The 16,752-nt window shown below is 64.5% G+C and carries 16 protein-coding genes and 2 tRNA genes (1 of these 18 cut by a window edge); all 18 read left to right on the top strand.

The window, feature by feature from the left end:
- The first annotated feature begins 213 nt into the window (after positions 1-213).
- Positions 214-969: a triose-phosphate isomerase gene (gene tpiA, locus ACTJJM_RS12570; RefSeq protein WP_010486422.1), complete on the top strand. Its 756-nt coding sequence runs from the start codon at positions 214-216 to the stop codon at positions 967-969.
- A 31-nt stretch (positions 970-1,000) separates the two neighbouring features.
- The gene (gene secG, locus ACTJJM_RS12565) at positions 1,001-1,438 is read left to right on the top strand and encodes a preprotein translocase subunit SecG (RefSeq protein ID WP_010486424.1); all 438 of its coding nucleotides are present in this window, start codon (positions 1,001-1,003) and stop codon (positions 1,436-1,438) included.
- A 51-nt stretch (positions 1,439-1,489) separates the two neighbouring features.
- Positions 1,490-1,574: transfer RNA gene (locus ACTJJM_RS12560), tRNA-Leu, on the top strand.
- A 111-nt stretch (positions 1,575-1,685) separates the two neighbouring features.
- Positions 1,686-2,042, top strand: a complete 357-nt coding sequence (locus ACTJJM_RS12555) for an NADH-quinone oxidoreductase subunit A (RefSeq protein ID WP_010486426.1) — start codon at positions 1,686-1,688, stop codon at positions 2,040-2,042.
- Positions 2,033-2,587, top strand: coding sequence for a NuoB/complex I 20 kDa subunit family protein (locus ACTJJM_RS12550; protein ID WP_005410463.1), 555 nt, complete (start codon positions 2,033-2,035; stop codon positions 2,585-2,587). The genes ACTJJM_RS12555 and ACTJJM_RS12550 overlap by 10 nt, the downstream gene beginning before the upstream one ends.
- 33 nt (positions 2,588-2,620) lie before the next feature.
- Positions 2,621-3,370 carry an NADH-quinone oxidoreductase subunit C gene (locus tag ACTJJM_RS12545; RefSeq protein ID WP_010486428.1) on the top strand — a complete coding sequence of 250 codons (750 nt, stop codon included), beginning with the start codon at positions 2,621-2,623 and terminating at the stop codon, positions 3,368-3,370.
- Positions 3,367-4,674 carry an NADH-quinone oxidoreductase subunit D gene (locus ACTJJM_RS12540; protein WP_010486430.1) on the top strand — a complete coding sequence of 436 codons (1,308 nt, stop codon included), beginning with the start codon at positions 3,367-3,369 and terminating at the stop codon, positions 4,672-4,674. The genes ACTJJM_RS12545 and ACTJJM_RS12540 overlap by 4 nt, the downstream gene beginning before the upstream one ends.
- Positions 4,675-4,771: 97 nt before the next feature.
- The gene (gene nuoE, locus ACTJJM_RS12535) at positions 4,772-5,299 is read left to right on the top strand and encodes an NADH-quinone oxidoreductase subunit NuoE (RefSeq protein WP_006381132.1); all 528 of its coding nucleotides are present in this window, start codon (positions 4,772-4,774) and stop codon (positions 5,297-5,299) included.
- A 4-nt stretch (positions 5,300-5,303) separates the two neighbouring features.
- Positions 5,304-6,644 carry an NADH-quinone oxidoreductase subunit NuoF gene (nuoF, locus tag ACTJJM_RS12530; RefSeq protein ID WP_010486436.1) on the top strand — a complete coding sequence of 447 codons (1,341 nt, stop codon included), beginning with the start codon at positions 5,304-5,306 and terminating at the stop codon, positions 6,642-6,644.
- Positions 6,641-8,875, top strand: a complete 2,235-nt coding sequence (gene nuoG / locus ACTJJM_RS12525) for an NADH-quinone oxidoreductase subunit NuoG (RefSeq protein WP_224328340.1) — start codon at positions 6,641-6,643, stop codon at positions 8,873-8,875. Before nuoF ends, nuoG begins: the two co-directional genes overlap by 4 nt.
- Entirely contained in the window at positions 8,872-9,966 is a 1,095-nt protein-coding gene (gene nuoH / locus ACTJJM_RS12520) for an NADH-quinone oxidoreductase subunit NuoH (RefSeq protein ID WP_006381129.1), read from the top strand. The genes nuoG and nuoH overlap by 4 nt, the downstream gene beginning before the upstream one ends.
- Before the next feature lie 4 nt (positions 9,967-9,970).
- Positions 9,971-10,459, top strand: coding sequence for an NADH-quinone oxidoreductase subunit NuoI (nuoI, locus tag ACTJJM_RS12515; RefSeq protein WP_005417924.1), 489 nt, complete (start codon positions 9,971-9,973; stop codon positions 10,457-10,459).
- A 9-nt stretch (positions 10,460-10,468) separates the two neighbouring features.
- The gene (locus ACTJJM_RS12510) at positions 10,469-11,125 is read left to right on the top strand and encodes an NADH-quinone oxidoreductase subunit J (protein ID WP_010486441.1); all 657 of its coding nucleotides are present in this window, start codon (positions 10,469-10,471) and stop codon (positions 11,123-11,125) included.
- Positions 11,122-11,427, top strand: coding sequence for an NADH-quinone oxidoreductase subunit NuoK (gene nuoK, locus ACTJJM_RS12505; RefSeq protein WP_006381125.1), 306 nt, complete (start codon positions 11,122-11,124; stop codon positions 11,425-11,427). The genes ACTJJM_RS12510 and nuoK overlap by 4 nt, the downstream gene beginning before the upstream one ends.
- Before the next feature lie 7 nt (positions 11,428-11,434).
- On the top strand, positions 11,435-13,594 hold the full coding sequence (gene nuoL, locus ACTJJM_RS12500) for an NADH-quinone oxidoreductase subunit L (protein ID WP_440865669.1): 2,160 nt from the start codon (positions 11,435-11,437) through the stop codon (positions 13,592-13,594).
- Between the two features lie 23 nt (positions 13,595-13,617).
- Positions 13,618-15,126 (top strand): NADH-quinone oxidoreductase subunit M, encoded by a 1,509-nt coding sequence (locus ACTJJM_RS12495; protein ID WP_338712803.1) that lies wholly within the window; start codon positions 13,618-13,620, stop codon positions 15,124-15,126.
- A gap of 15 nt (positions 15,127-15,141) precedes the next feature.
- Positions 15,142-16,602, top strand: coding sequence for an NADH-quinone oxidoreductase subunit NuoN (gene nuoN, locus ACTJJM_RS12490; protein WP_005410451.1), 1,461 nt, complete (start codon positions 15,142-15,144; stop codon positions 16,600-16,602).
- Between the two features lie 127 nt (positions 16,603-16,729).
- A tRNA-Met gene (locus tag ACTJJM_RS12485) sits at positions 16,730-16,752 on the top strand (it continues 154 nt past the right edge of the window).

Raw genomic sequence — 16,752 nt, 5'->3', positions numbered from 1 at the left:
CCCCCCCCCCCCCCCCCCCCCCCCCCCCCCCCCCCCCCCCCCCCCCCCCCAAGCCCGCCAATCCAACCGGGCTCTCCGCGACCAACCCAACCCAACCCCCGCCACGAGGGGCTGCGCCGTTGGCTGAAAATCCATGTAACCGCTTACAAGGAAACGGATTTTTGCCGCAACGGGTATCATGACCGGCTGACTTCACACAGGAGCCACCCGCTCATGCGCCGCAAGATCGTCGCCGGAAACTGGAAGCTGCATGGCAGCCGTCAATTCGCCAATGAACTGCTGGGGCAGGTGGCCGCCGGGCTGCCGCTGGAGGGAGTGGACGTGGTGATCCTGCCGCCGCTGCCCTACCTGGGGGAGCTGGTCGAGGACTTCGGCGAGGCCGGCCTGGCCTTTGGCGCACAGGACGTGAGCAGCAACGAGAAGGGCGCCTACACCGGCGAAGTCTGCGCGGCCATGCTGGTCGAGGTCGGGGCCCGCTATGGCCTGGTCGGCCATTCCGAGCGTCGCCAGTACCACCATGAAAGCAGCGAGCTGGTCGCACGCAAGTTCGCCGCCGCCCAGCACGCCGGCCTGGTGCCGGTGCTGTGCGTGGGCGAGACCTTGGAGCAGCGCGAGGCCGGGCAGACTGAAGCGGTCATCGCCAGCCAGCTGGCGCCGGTGCTGGAGCTGGTCGGCGCGGCCGGTTTCGCCAAGGCCGTGGTCGCCTACGAGCCGGTCTGGGCCATCGGTACCGGCCGTACCGCCACCAAGGAGCAGGCGCAGCAGGTGCACGCGTTCATCCGTGGCGAAGTCGCGCGCATCGATGCTAGAATCGCTGATTCACTGCCCATTGTTTACGGCGGTAGCGTGAAGCCCGACAATGCCGGGGAACTGTTCGCGCAGCCGGATGTCGATGGTGGGCTGGTCGGCGGCGCCTCCCTGGTGGCCGCGGACTTCCTGGCCATCGCAAGGGCGGCGGCCGCGAACTAATCCTAGAAGTTTTGTCCGAGGGCGGTTTCCAATGCTGATGTTGATCCTCAATGTCGTCTACGTGCTGGTCGCTGTGGCCATGATCGCGCTGATCCTGATGCAGCGTGGTTCGGGTGCGGCGGCGGGTTCGGGCTTTGGTGCCGGTGCCTCGGGTACGGTGTTCGGTGCGCGTGGCGCCTCGAACTTCCTGTCCAAATCGACCAAGTGGCTGGCTGTCGTGTTCTTCGGCATCAGCCTCTTCATGGCCTGGTATGCCGGTCATGGCAGCCGCCCGGCGGCCGACCAGGATCTGGGCCTGATGTCCGCTCCGGCGGCCGTCGCTCCGGCGGCTCCGGCGGGCGAGCTGCCGGCCGTTCCGAAGGCCGATGCGGTCCCGGCCGCCCCGGTTCCGGCCGCGAATGTGCCGGCTCAGGCGGAATCTTCGGTTTCTGGTGAAGAAAAGCCTTCGGAAGGCTCCCAGAAAGACTGAAGCCGGTTACAATACGCGGCGCATCGGGAAGATAGTCTGATGTGATCGTTTGCCCAGGTGGCGGAATTGGTAGACGCACTACCTTGAGGTGGTAGCGACGCAAGTCGTAGGGGTTCGAGTCCCCTCTTGGGCACCATTTGTAAGTAAAGCGGGTTCGTCTGGCGCGCAAGGCGCCAGGCAGATTCCCGTCCACTCCCCCATGCCAAAGCGCCTGCAGGCGCGGCGGCAGAGGCAAGAGAGAATCGCTGTGCTGGCCGAATATTTGCCGTCTCTGCTGTTTCTGATCGTTGCCACCGGTATCGGCGTTACGCTGATGCTGGTTGGTCGATTCCTCGGTCCCCGCCGCCCCGATCTGGAAAAGCTGTCGCCGTACGAGTGCGGCTTCGAGGCCTTCGAAGACGCGCGCATGAAGTTCGACGTGCGCTACTACCTGATCGCGATCCAGTTCATCGTCTTCGACCTGGAAATCATCTTCATCGTGCCGTGGACCCAGGTCTTCATGGAGCTGGGTGCCCGTTCGCTCATCACCATGGGCCTGTTCGTCGGCATGCTGTTCCTCGGTTTCATTTACGTCTGGAAGAAGGGAGCGCTGGAATGGGAGTGATTCAGACTCTCGATGGCCTCATGAACAATCCCACGCCGGAAGGCCGGGTTGATGACATCCTGCGGCCGGAAGGCGACAACCCGCTGCTGGAAAAGGGCTTCGTCACCACCAGCGTCGATGCACTGCTGAACTGGGCGCGCACCGGCTCGATGTGGCCGATGACCTTCGGTCTGGCCTGCTGCGCGGTCGAGATGATGCACGCCGGCGCCGCGCGCCTGGACCTTGACCGCTACGGCGTGGTGTTCCGCCCGTCGCCGCGTCAGTCCGACGTGATGATCGTGGCCGGTACCCTGGTCAACAAGATGGCCCCGGCGCTGCGCAAGGTCTACGACCAGATGCCGGACCCGAAGTGGGTCATCTCGATGGGTAGCTGCGCCAACGGTGGCGGCTATTACCACTACTCCTATTCTGTGGTGCGCGGCTGTGATCGCGTGGTGCCGGTGGACGTCTACGTCCCGGGCTGCCCGCCGACCGCCGAGGCGCTGGTGTACGGGATCCTGCAGCTGCAGAAGAAGATCTGGCGTACACAGACCATCGCCCGCTGACCCCTTCACCTGACAAGAGCGCGCCAAGCCCCCATGGCAGAGCAAGCATCCTTCATCGACCGACTGTCCGCACGTTTCGCTGGTGCGAAAGTCATCGTGGTCGAACCCCGCGGCGAAGTGACGCTGGAAGTGCCTGCCGCCGAGTGGCACGCCACCGCCCTGGCGCTGCGTGACGAGTTTGGTTTCGAACAGGCCGTGGATCTCTGCGGCGTCGACTACCTTGGTTATGGCTCCGACGAATGGGACACCGCCGACGTGTCTTCTCAGGGCTTCAGCCGCGGCGTCGAAGGCAAGGCCCAGGGCCGCTTCGCGTGGGGCGAGTTCCCCACCGAGGAAAACGGCGCCGACGGTGCCCGCCCTCAGCACATGCCGACCCAGCGCTTCGCCGTGGTCGCCCAGCTGCGCTCGTACCAGCACAACCTGATGATGCACCTGCGGTGCTTCGCCCCTGACGAAGCGCTGCCGGTGGTGTCCTCGCTGACCAGCATCTGGCCGGGCCTGAACTGGTTCGAGCGCGAAGCGTTCGACCTGTACGGCGTGATCTTCGAAGGCCACCCGGACCTGCGCCGGATCCTGACCGACTACGGTTTCGTCGGCCATCCGTTCCGCAAGGACTTCCCGTTGATCGGCAATGTCGAAGTCCGCTACGACGAAGAAAAGAAGCGCGTGATCTACGAACCGGTCACCTCGGTGGAGCCGCGCGTCGGCGTGCCGCGCGTGATCCGCGACGACGCCCGTCTGCAGACCGCAGAAGGTGAGCGCGCGCAGGAGGCAGTGAAGTGAGCCACGTACACCAGGCCGGCGAAGCATTCGCCAGCAACGCCGCCGAAAGCCGGCAGGAAATCCGCAACTACACCATGAACTTCGGTCCGCAGCATCCGGCCGCGCACGGTGTGCTGCGCCTGATCCTGGAAATGGACGGCGAAACCATCATGCGCGCCGACCCGCACGTGGGCCTGCTGCACCGTGGTACCGAAAAGCTGGCCGAGTCCAAGCCGTTCAACCAGTCGATCGGCTACATGGATCGCCTGGATTACGTGTCGATGATGTGCAACGAGCACGCCTACGTGCGCGCGATCGAGACCCTGATGGGCATCGAGGCGCCGGAGCGTGCGCAGTACATCCGCACCATGTACGACGAAATCACCCGCATCCTCAACCACCTGATGTGGCTGGGCTCCAACGCGCTCGACCTGGGTGCGATGGCGGTGATGCTGTACGCCTTCCGCGAGCGCGAAGAGCTGATGGACTGCTATGAAGCGGTCTCCGGCGCGCGCATGCACGCGGCGTACTACCGTCCGGGCGGTGTCTACCGCGACCTGCCGGACCACATGCCGAAGTACAAGGAATCGCGCTGGCACAAGGGCAAGGCGCTGAAGCAGCTCAATGCTTCGCGCGAAGGCTCGCTGCTGGACTTCCTGGAGAACTTCACCGTCGAGTTCCCCAAGCGCATCGACGAATACGAAACCCTGCTGACCGACAACCGCATCTGGAAGCAGCGTACCGTCGGTATCGGCGTGGTCACTCCGGAACTGGCCCACCAGTGGGGCATGACCGGCGTGATGCTGCGCGGCTCGGGCATTGCCTGGGACCTGCGCAAGAAGCGTCCGTACGCCAAGTACGATGCCGTCGATTTCGACATCCCGCTGGGCAAGGAAGGCGACTGCTACGACCGTTACCTGGTCCGCGTTGCCGAAATGCGCGAATCCAACCGCATCATCAAGCAGTGCGTGGCGTGGCTGAAGGCCAACCCGGGCCCGGTGATGGTGAAGAACTTCAAGGTCGCTCCGCCCAAGCGCGAGGACATGAAGGACGACATGGAAGCGCTGATCCATCACTTCAAGCTGTTCAGTGAAGGCTATTGCGTGCCGGCCGGCGAGACCTATGCGGCAGTGGAAGCGCCCAAGGGCGAGTTCGGCTGCTACCTGGTCTCCGATGGCGCCAACAAGCCGTTCCGCGTGCACCTGCGCGCACCGGGCTTCGCCCACCTGTCCTCGATCGATTCGGTCGTGCGCGGCCACATGCTGGCCGACGTGGTGGCGATGATCGGTACCTACGACCTGGTGTTCGGCGAGGTTGACCGGTAATGCCGTCCGCCACGCCAACGCCCGCTGCAGGCAGCCGGCGCAAGCCGGCGCCGCAGTTTCTGGAATTTCACGTTATGCATTTCGCTGAGGTCGGCCGATGAAGGCGACAGGTAATTTCGAGGCGGCGCGCGACGTCGACCCGATGGTGGTGCTGAGCGACAAGACCCGCGCTCACATCGATCACTGGCTGTCCAAGTTCCCGCCGGACCGCAAGCGCTCTGCCGTGCTGCAGGGCCTGCATGCGGCCCAGGAACAGAACGAGGGCTGGCTGACCGACGAGCTGATCGCCGGCGTGGCCAAGTACCTTGATCTGCCGCCGGTGTGGGCCTACGAGGTCGCCAGCTTCTACTCGATGTTCGAGACCGAGAAGGTGGGCCGCAACAACGTGGCCATCTGCACCAACATCAGCTGCTGGCTCAATGGCGCCGAGGACATCGTCCGCCATTGCGAGAAGAAGCTGGGCATCAAGCACGGTGAATCGACCCCGGACGGCCGCGTCTACCTCAAGCGCGAGGAAGAGTGCCTGGCCGGTTGCGGTGGCGCGCCGATGATGGTCATCAACGGTCACTACCATGAGCGTCTGACCCTGGAAAAGGTCGACGAGCTGCTGGACGGGCTGGAGTAAGGGCATGGCACATCACCACGAATCCAAGGGTCCGGTCGGCCCCGCGCCGCTGCCGCACCAGGTGGTCTACACCACCCTGCATTACGACACCCCGTGGTCGTACGAAAGCTACCTGAAGACCGGTGGCTACGCCGCCCTGCGCAAGATCCTCGAAGAGAAGATCCCGCCGGAGCAGGTCATCGAGATGGTCAAGGCCTCGGGCCTGCGCGGCCGCGGTGGCGCAGGCTTCCCGACCGGCCTGAAGTGGTCCTTCATGCCCAAGGGCAACATGCAGAAGTACATCCTCTGCAACTCGGACGAATCCGAGCCGGGCACCTGCAAGGATCGCGACATCCTGCGCTACAACCCGCATTCGGTGGTGGAAGGCATGGCGATCGCCTGCTACGCCACCGGTTCGACCGTGGGCTACAACTACCTGCGCGGTGAGTTCCACCATGAGCCGTTCGAGCACTTCGAACAGGCCTTGGCCGATGCCTATGCGAACGGCTGGCTGGGCAAGAACATCCTCGGCAGCGGCGTGGACATCGACATCTACGGCGCGCTGGGCGCTGGCGCCTACATCTGCGGCGAAGAAACCGCGCTGATGGAATCGCTGGAAGGCAAGAAGGGCCAGCCGCGCTACAAGCCGCCGTTCCCGGCCAACTTCGGCCTGTACGGCAAGCCGTCGACGATCAACAACACCGAAACCTATGGTTCGGTGCCGGCGATCATCCGCAACGGGCCGGAGTGGTTCAAGGGCCTGAGCCTGACCGCCAACGGCGGCCCGAAGTGCTTCTCGGTGTCCGGCTGCGTGCAGAACGGTGGCAACTTCGAAGTGCCGCTGGGCACCAAATTCCACGATCTGCTGGAAATGGCCGGTGGTCTGCGTCCGGGCCGCACCCTGAAGGGCGCGATCCCGGGCGGTGTGTCGATGCCGGTGCTGACCGCGGCCGAGCTGAAGGACCTGCCGATGGACTACGACACCATCCGTGCGCTGGGCTCCGGCCTGGGTTCGGGTGCGATCGTGGTGCTCGACGACAGCGTGTGCTGCGTCAAGTTCGCCTGCCGCATCAGCCAGTTCTTCCACAAGGAATCCTGCGGCCAGTGCACCCCGTGCCGTGAAGGTACCGGCTGGATGCACCGCGTGCTGGAGCGCATCGTCGCCGGCAAGGCCACGATGGAAGACCTGCACCAGCTGAAGGCGGTGGCCGGCCAGATCGAAGGCCACACCATCTGTGCGTTCGGTGAAGCGGCTGCATGGCCCATCCAGGGCTTCCTGCGCCAGTTCTGGGACGAATTCGAGTACTACATCGTCAACGGTCATTCGATGGTTGACGGCAAGAAGGTGGAGGCAGCCGCCGCATGAGCGCGCAACCCGTAAACCCGAACGTGCCACCGGATCACGTGACCATCGAAATCGATGGCAAGTCCCTGGTCGTGCCCAAGGGTTCGATGATCATCCAGGCGGCCGACAAGGCCGGCATTTCGATTCCGCGCTTCTGCTACCACGAGAAGCTGCCGATTGCCGCCAACTGCCGCATGTGCCTGGTGGACGTGGAGAAGTCGCCGAAGCCGGCGCCGGCCTGCGCTACCCCGGTGATGGACGGCATGAAGGTCGCCACCCGCAGCGAAAAGGCACTGAAGTTCCAGCGCTCGGTGATGGAGTTCCTGCTCATCAACCACCCGCTGGACTGCCCGATCTGCGATCAGGGCGGCGAGTGCGAGCTGCAGGACGTGTCGCTGGGCTATGGCCGTTCGGTCAGCCGCTTCAACGAGCGCAAGCGCGTGGTGCCGGACGAGGACATGGGCCCGCTGGTCGCCACCGAGATGACCCGCTGCATCCAGTGCACCCGCTGCGTCCGCTTCACCGCCGACGTGGCCGGTACCTACGAACTGGGTGGCATGTACCGCGGTGAGAACCTGCAGATCGGTACCTTCGACGGCAAGCCGCTGACCACCGAGCTGTCGGGCAACGTCGTCGACGTCTGCCCGGTCGGTGCGCTGACCAACAAGGTGTTCCAGTTCCGCGCCCGCCCGTGGGAACTGACCGCGCGCGAATCGCTGGGCTACCACGACGCGATGGGTTCGAACCTGTTCCTGCACGTACGTCGCGGCGAAGTGCTGCGCACCGTGCCGCGCGACAACGAAGCGGTGAACGAGTGCTGGCTGTCCGACCGTGACCGCTACTCGCACCAGGGCCTGTACAGCGAAGACCGTGCGGTCAAGCCGCTGCGCAAGGTCAATGGCGAGTGGAAGGAAGTGAGCTGGGCCGAAGGCCTGGCCGCGGCCGCCGAAATCCTCAAGGCGAACCAGGGCGACAACCTGGGCGTGCTGGTGCATCCGTCCACCTCGAACGAGGAAGGTGCGCTGCTGGCCCGCCTGGCCAAGGGCCTGGGCTCGAGCAACATCGACCACCGCATCAACAACCGCGATTTCTCCGACGCCGCCACCGCCGAAGTGTTCGGCCTGCCGCTGGCCGAAATCGAAGGCGCCGACCGCATCGTCGTTCTGGGCAGCAACATCCGCCACGAACTGCCGCTGCTGCACGCCCGCCTGCGCAAGGCGCAGACCACCAACGGCGCGAAGATCCACGTCGTCAACCCGGTGGACTTCGACTTCGCCTTCAGCATCGCCGGCAAGCAGATCGTTGCGCCGTCGAAGTTCGTCGACGCGCTGGCCAACGCAGAGCTGCGCTCGGCAGTGCAGGGCGGCAACAACACCGTACTGATCGTCGGTGGCATCGCCGAGAACCACCCGCAGGCTGCCGCGATCCGCGCCGCCGCGCGTGACTTCGCTGCCGCTACCGGTGCCAAGCTGTGCCGCATCCCGCAGGGCGCCAATGCTGTTGGCCTGACCCGCGCCGGTGTGCTGCCGGCCGGCAAGGACGTCGCCGCGATGCTGGCGCAGCCGCGCCAGGCCTACGTGGTGTACGGCCTGGAGCCGGGCCTGGACTTCGCCGACGCACCCGCCGCGCGCAAGGCGCTGGTGGGTGCCCAGGTGGTGGCCTTCAGCCAGTTCGCCTGTGCCTCGACCCGCGACGTCGCCGACGTGATCCTGCCGATCGGTGCGCTGCCGGAAATCGACGCCACCCTGACCAACCTCGATGGTCGCGAGCAGTTGGCCCGTGCCGGCGGCAAGCTGCCGGGCGAGGCCCGTGAGGGTTGGCGCGTGCTGCGCGCCCTGGGCGGCGAGCTGGCCGTGGCCGGTTTCGACTTCAACGACCTGGCCGGCCTGCGTGCCAGCCTGGCCCCGGTTTCGGTCGCCGTTGCCGCTTCGGCGCAGCCGGCGGTTGCCGGTGAAGGCCTGGAAGTGGCTTCGACCGCCGCGATCTACCGCACCGATGCGGTGGTCCGTCGCGCCCCGGCGCTGCAGTCGCATCCGCTCAACAACGCCCCGCGCATCGTGCTGAACGCTGAAGATGCCGCTCGCCTGCAGCTGCAGGAAGGGCAGATGGCCAAGGTCGGCACCGATGCCGGCAAGGCCACCCTGCCGGTGGTGGTCGACGCCCGCGTCGCTGCGGGTTCGGTCTGGATTGAATCGGGCCACGGCGCGACCGCGCCGCTGGGTGCCGCTCGCGTATCGGTGGTGGCTGCATGAACGAATTGCTGTTGAACGCGGTCGACCCGCTGCACCAGTGGCTGCTTGGCCTCGGTGACATCGGCGCGCTGATCTGGATCATCCTGAAGATCCTGGTGATCACCGTTCCGGTGATCATCTCGGTGGCCTTCTATGTGGTCTGGGAACGCAAGCTGATCGGCTGGATGCACGTCCGCCACGGCCCGATGTACGTGGGCATGGGCATCTTCCAGGCCTTCGCCGACGTCTTCAAGCTGCTGTTCAAGGAAGTGGTCCAGCCGAGCAGTGCCAACAAGGCGATCTACCTGCTGGCACCGCTGATCACCCTGGCGCCGGCCTTCGCGGCCTGGTCGGTGGTGCCCTTCGATTCGCAGATCGTGCTGTCCAACGCCAACGCCGGCCTGCTGTATCTGCTGGCGATGACCTCGCTGGGCATCTACGGCATCATCCTGGCCGGTTGGGCATCCAACTCGAAGTATGCGTTCCTGGGTGCGATGCGCGCCTCGGCACAGATGATCAGCTACGAAATCGCCATGGGCTTCGCCCTGGTCGGCGTGATGATCGCGTCGGGCAGCCTGAACCTGAGCAACATCGTGATGGCGCAGGCCGGCAATTCCGGTTTCTTCGACTGGTTCCTGCTGCCGCTGTTCCCGCTGTTCGTCATCTACTGGGTGTCGGGCGTGGCTGAAACCAACCGCGCGCCGTTCGACGTGGTGGAAGGCGAGTCGGAAATCGTCGCCGGCCACATGGTCGAGTACTCCGGCGGTGCCTTCGCCCTGTTCTTCCTGGCCGAATACGCGAACATGATCCTGATCAGCTTCCTGATCTCGATCTTCTTCCTCGGCGGCTGGCTGAGCCCGATCCAGGGCTGGGTCAACTTCGGCGATGTCTCGCCGCTGGTCGACTGGATCTGGAAGGGCGGTGCACCGTGGCTGTTCGTCAAGGTGTTCTTCTTCGCCAGTGCCTACATCTGGTTCCGTGCCAGCTTCCCGCGCTTCCGCTACGACCAGATCATGCGCCTGGGCTGGAAGGTCTTCATCCCGCTGGCCATTCTGTGGATCGCGGTTACCGCCGTCATGGTGTTCTTCGGCGTGATTCAAAAGGGCGTCTAAAGTGATGAACAGGATTACCCATTACTTCAAGAGCCTGCTGCTGCTCGAACTGCTGGCCGGTCTCTGGCTGACCTTGAAGTACAGCTTCAAGCCCAAGTACACGATGATGTACCCGATGGAGAAGTTCCCGCAGTCGCCGCGCTTCCGTGGCCTGCACGCCCTGCGCCGTTACCCCAACGGTGAAGAGCGCTGCATCGCCTGCAAGCTGTGCGAAGCGGTGTGCCCGGCACTGGCCATCACCATCGATTCGGCCAAGCGCGAAGACGGCACCCGCCGTACCACGCGCTATGACATCGATCTGTTCAAGTGCATCTTCTGCGGCTTCTGTGAAGAAAGCTGCCCGGTGGACTCGATCGTCGAAACCCACATCCTCGAGTACCACTTCGAGAATCGTGGCGAAAACATCGTTACCAAGCCGCAGCTGCTGGCCCTGGGCGACCGTCTCGAATCCGAGATCGCCGAGCGTCGCGCCGCCGATGCCGCTTACCGCTGAGGTCGAGAGATGGATTGGGTAAATATCGCTTTCTGGGTGTTCGCCATCGCGGCAACGGTTTCGGCCGGTGCGGTGATCAGCGTGCGCAACCCGGTTCACGCCGTGCTCTGCCTGGTGCTGACCTTCTTCTCCATCGCCTGCGTCTGGCTGCTGGTCGGCGCCGAGTTCCTCGGTGTGGCACTGGTGCTGGTGTATGTCGGCGCGGTGATGGTGCTGTTCCTGTTCGTGGTGATGATGCTGGACATCGATCCCACCAAGATGCGTGAGGGCTGGGTCCGCTACCTGCCGGTCGGCCTGATCGTTGCCGTGGCCATGCTGGTCCAGATGCTGATCCTGATCGGCGTGAAGGGCAGGGCGGTTACCCCGTTCCCCGCCGACAACGCCGCCGCGGTCGCTGCCGACAGCTCCAACGTCACCTGGCTGGCGCGCACGCTGTTCACCGAATACCTGCTGCCGTTCGAGTTCGCTGCGGTCATCCTGACCGTGGCCGTGGTTGCCGCCGTGATGCTGACCCTGCGTCGCCGTACCGGCGTGAAGAGCCAGAACCCGGGCGAGCAGACCATGGTCAAGGCCGGCCAGCGCCTGCGCATGGTCAAGATGGGCGCCGAAGCGCCGGTCGTGCACAGCAACAGCAAGCCGGCCACCGGCGAGGAGACCCAGCCGTGATTACCCTTGGCCACATGCTTGCGCTGGGCGCGGTGCTGTTCGCCATCAGCCTGGCCGGCATCTTCCTCAACCGGAAGAACGTCATCGTCCTGCTGATGTCGATCGAGCTGATGCTGCTGTCGGTGAACGTCAATTTCGTCGCGTTCTCGCGTCAGCTGGGCGATCCGTCCGGCCAGCTGTTCGTGTTCTTCATCCTGACCGTCGCCGCCGCGGAAGCCGCCATCGGCCTGGCGATCCTGGTGACCCTGTTCCGTACCCGCCGCACGATCAATGTCGGCGAAGTCGATTCGTTGAAGGGCTGATCCACAGATGGAAATCACTCTCGCCAAGAGTCTGTTGATCGCAGTGGTGCTTGCACCGCTGTTCGGCAGCATCATCGCCGGCCTGTTCGGTCGCCAGGTCAAGCGCTTCGGCGCGCAGACCATCACCATCCTCGGCGTTGCGGTTGCCTGCGGCCTGTCGATGTACACGCTCTACCAGCTGCTCTGGGGCGGTGCGCAGCCGTTCAACCAGAACATCTACACGTTCTTTGAAGTCGGCCAGTACTCGGCCCACGTCGGCTTCATGGTCGACAAGCTGACCGCGATGATGATGGTGGTGGTGACCTTCGTGTCGCTGCTGGTCCACATCTACACGATCGGCTACATGCAGGACGATCCGGGCTACCAGCGGTTCTTCAGCTACATCTCGCTGTTCACCTTCTCGATGCTCACCCTGGTGATGAGCAACAACTTCCTGCAGCTGTTCTTCGGCTGGGAAGCGGTGGGCCTGGTGTCGTACCTGCTGATCGGCTTCTGGTTCAAGCGCCCGACCGCGATCTTCGCCAACATGAAGGCGTTCCTGGTCAACCGCGTCGGTGACTTCGGCTTCCTGCTGGGCATCGCCGGCGTGCTGTGGGTGTTCGGCACCCTGGACTACTCGCAGGTGTTCTCGCAGGCCGGCATGCTGGCTGACCCGCGCGCCCAGCTGCAGATCTGGGACGGCACGATCCTGGGCATGCAGCTGCTGAACGAGCCGGTGATCTGGTCGATCGCCACCGTCATCTGCATCTGCCTGTTCATCGGCGCCATGGGCAAGTCGGCCCAGGTCCCGCTGCACGTGTGGCTGCCGGACTCGATGGAAGGCCCGACCCCGATCTCGGCACTGATCCACGCCGCGACGATGGTGACCGCCGGTATCTTCATGGTCACCCGCATGTCGCCGCTGTTCGAGCTGTCGCAGACCGCGCTGAACTTCGTGCTGTTCATCGGTGCCACCACCGCGTTCTTCACCGGCCTGATCGGCATCGTGCAGAACGACATCAAGCGCGTCGTCGCGTACTCCACGCTGTCGCAGCTGGGCTACATGACCGTCGCCCTGGGCGTGTCGGCCTATTCGGCGGCCGTGTTCCACCTGATGACCCACGCCTTCTTCAAGGCGCTGCTGTTCCTGGGTGCCGGTTCGGTCATCATCGCGATGCACCACGAGCAGGACATGCGCAAGATGGGCGGCCTGCGCAAGTACATGCCGATCACCTTCGTCACCATGTGGATCGGTACGCTGGCCCTGGTCGGTACGCCGTTCTTCTCCGGCTTCTATTCGAAGGACACCATCATCGAGGCGGCCGAGATCCACGCCCACATGCAGAACAGCTGGGTGGCCACCTATGGTTACTGGGCAGTGCTGGGTGGCGTGCTGGTGACCAGCTTCTACAGCTTCCGCCTGCTGTTCATGACCTTCCATGGCAAGGAACGCTTCCGCGACGCGCACGACGATCATGCCCATGGCCATGACGATCACCACGCCGCCGACGCCCACCATGGCGATGCCCATGACGACCACGGCCATGGCCACGGTCCGCATGAGCCGCACGAAACCCCGTGGGTGGTGACCCTGCCGCTGATCCTGCTGGCCATCCCGTCGATCGCCATCGGTTTCTTCAGCATCGGTCCGATGCTGCACGGCACCGACTGGGCTGGCCACCATGCGCACGAGGCGATCAAGGGCCAGGCACAGACGTTCTTCACCGGCATCGTCGACTTCTACGATCCGGCCAAGAACACCGTCGCGTTCCTGGGTGAAGAGTTCCATGGCCCGGTCGCGTTCGCGCTGCACGGCATGATGCTGCCGCCGTTCTGGCTGACCCTGGCGGGCTTCCTGCTGGCCGCGCTGTTCTACCTGTGGAAGCCGGACCTCTCGGGCAAGGCACGCAAGACCTTCGCCCCGATCGTTTCGGTGCTGGAAAACAAGTACGGCTTCGACAAGCTGTGGATCGATGGCTTTGCCGGCGGCAGCGTCAAGCTGGGCAAGGTCTCGCGCTGGATCGACAGCAACATCGTCGACGGCGTGGTCAATCTCTCGGCACGTGTTGTGGACGTTGCAGCCGGCGTGCTGCGTCGTACCCAATCCGGTTTCCTCTATCACTACGCCTTCGCGATGATCATCGGCCTGATTGCCCTGCTGGGCGTGCTGATGCATTACCTGCGTTGATGACCTGTACGGAATAAGAAGACGTGTCGAACTGGCCTCTACTCAGTGTCCTCATCTGGCTGCCGATCATCGGTGGCGCCCTGATCCTTGCGATCCGTGATGCACAGACCGCCCGCTGGGCGTCGCTGGGCGTCGCGGTACTCACCTTCGTTGCAAGCCTCTCGCTGCTGAGCGGCTACAACGCAGGCATCGACGGTCTGCAGTTCGTCGAGACCCATGCCTGGATCCCGGCGTACAAGATCGGCTACAACCTGGGCGTGGACGGCATCGCCGTGGCGCTGATCCTGCTGACTACCCTGGTCAGCGTGCTTGCCCTGATCGGCGCCTGGAGCGCCATCGACAAGCGCGTGAACCAGTACGTGGCGGCCTTCCTGATCCTGGAAGGTGTCACCGTCGGCATCTTCGCTGCGACGGACGCGATGCTGTTCTACGTGTTCTTCGAAGCCATGCTGATCCCGATGTTCCTGATCATCGGTGTCTGGGGCGGCCCGCGCCGCATCTACGCCGCGCTGAAGTTCTTCCTGTACACCTTCCTCGGCTCGGTGCTGATGCTGGTGGCGCTGATCTACCTGTACATGAAGGGCGGCAGCTTCCAGCTTGCCGACCTGTACGCGCTGCCGCTGTCGGCCAAGGAACAGACCTGGATCTTCTTCGCCTTCCTGATCGCCTTCGCGGTCAAGGTGCCGATGTTCCCGGTGCACACCTGGCTGCCGGATGCCCACGTCGAAGCACCGACCGCCGGTTCGGTGATCCTCGCCGCCATCGCGCTGAAGATCGGTGGCTACGGCTTCCTGCGCTTCAACCTGCCGATCGTCCCGGACGCGTCGCAGGAATGGGCCTGGCTGGTGATCGCGCTGTCGCTGATCGCGGTGATCTACGTCGGCCTGGTCGCTCTGGTGCAGGACGACATGAAGAAGCTGATCGCCTATTCGTCGATCGCGCACATGGGCTTCGTCACCCTGGGCACCTTCATCGCCCTGTGGCTGGTGCGTGAGGCCGGCAACGCCGATGCCGCCCGTCTGGGCCTGCAGGGCGCCATGGTGCAGATGATCTCGCACGGCTTCGTGTCCGGTGCGATGTTCTCCTGCGTCGGCGTGCTGTATGACCGCATGCACAGCCGCCGCATCGCCGATTACGGCGGCGTGGTCAACGTGATGCCGTGTTTCGCCACCTTCGCCATGCTGTTCTTCATGGCCAATGCCGGCCTGCCGGGCACCAGCGGTTTCGTCGGTGAGTTCATGGTCATCCTGTCGGCCTTCCAGCGTAATCCGTGGATCGCACTGGGCGCGGCCACCACCCTGATCATCGGTGCCGCCTACACCCTGTGGCTGTACAAGCGCATCTTCTTCGGCGAGGTGGCCAACAGCCACGTGGCCGAACTGAAGGACATCAACGGCCGCGAATGGCTGGTGCTGGGCGTGTTCGCCATCGGCGTGCTGGCGCTGGGCATCTACCCCAAGCCGCTGACCGACCTGATGGAGCCCTCGATCGCGAAGCTGGCGATGCAGATCGCATCCAGCAAGCTGCTGTAATTCCAGGATTTGATGATGACCACCTCGCCGCTGCTGCCATTGACCGCCGCTGACCTGCCACCGCTCGCTCCCGAGCTGGTGCTGATCGGCAGCGCTTTCGCCCTGATGATCCTCGACCTGTTCGTCAGCAACCGGAACAAGATCGTCACCCACCTGTTCTCGCTCGCTGCGCTGGCCGTGGTGCTGTTCATGCTGGCCACCGGCGTGGGCGGGCAGGGGGAGGTCTTCCATGGCATGTTCGTGCGCGATACCGCTGCGGACGTGATGAAGACCGGGATCGTGCTGCTCAGCGGCCTGACCCTGGTCTATGGCTGGCGTTACCTGCGTGACCGCAACCTGTTCCAGGGCGAGATCCCGGTGCTGATCCTGTTCGGCACCGCCGGCATGATGATCCTGGTGTCGGCCGGCAGCCTGCTGATGGTCTACCTGGGCCTGGAACTGCTGGCGCTGTGCTCCTACGCCCTGGTCGCCAGCAACCGTGAGAACGGCCTGGCCTCGGAAGCGGCGATGAAGTACATCGTGCTCGGCTCGCTGGCCTCGGGCCTGCTGCTGTACGGCATGTCGCTGATCTACGGCGCCACCGGCAGCCTGCACCTGGACGTCATCCGCGACGCCATCCCGCACTCGGAAGAGCGCGTGCTGCTGATCACCGGTGCGGTGTTCATGATCGCCGGCGTCGCCTTCAAGCTGGGTGCCGCACCGTTCCACATGTGGCTGCCGGACGTGTACCAGGGTGCCCCGGCACCGATCGCGCTGTTCATCAGCTCGGCGCCGAAGCTGGCCGCCTTCGGCATGGCCTACCGCCTGCTGGAAATGGGCGTGGGCCCGCTGTCGACCGAACTGCAGCTGCTGATCGCCGGCCTGGCCGCGGTCTCGCTGGTCATCGGCAACCTGATGGCCATCGCGCAGAGCAACCTCAAGCGCATGCTGGCGTTCTCCACCGTCTCGCACATCGGCTTCCTGCTGATGGGCATCGCCGGTGGTGGCGCGCAGGGCTATGCCGCTGCGCTGTTCTACGCACTGGCCTACGCCATCATGTCCACCGCCGCCTTCGGCGCGATCATCGCGCTGTCGCGTGCCGGCTTTGAAGCCGAGAACATCGAGGACTTCAAGGGCCTGAACGCCCGCAACCCGTGGATGGCCGGCCTGGTGCTGTGCATCATGGCGTCGCTGGCCGGCATCCCGCCGTTCCTGGGCTTCTGGACCAAGCTGGCCGTGCTGGGCGCTGCCGTCAATGGCGGCCTGCTGTGGCTGGCCATCCTCGGCGTGCTGTGCGCCGTGGTCGGCTGCTTCTACTACCTGCGCGTCATCAAGGTCATGTACTTCGATGAGCCGGTGGGCGAGGCCATGCCGCGCAGCAACGACCGCGTGCTGGGCCTGGTGCTGGGCGTGAACGCGCTGGCACTGCTGGCGCTGGGCCTGGCCTGGAACCCGATCATGGTCTGGTGCCAGCAGGCATTTGCGCATCTTGCATAAAAGTTGACACAAAGCTGCGCGATTCGTGTAATATGCGCAGCCTGAGTTGTCACTGCAGCGGTTCAGCCAGAACATCGTTGCGGTAGCCCTCCTCGAAAGAGCAGGGCAGCAGTTCAAACACTTCCGGTGCGGGGTGGAGCAGTCTGGCAG

This window comes from Stenotrophomonas sp. 22692, from assembly GCF_052045015.1.
Classification (GTDB): domain Bacteria; phylum Pseudomonadota; class Gammaproteobacteria; order Xanthomonadales; family Xanthomonadaceae; genus Stenotrophomonas; species Stenotrophomonas geniculata.
Note: the sequence above shows the minus strand (reverse complement) of the source record. Positions and strands in the feature narration are given on the sequence as shown.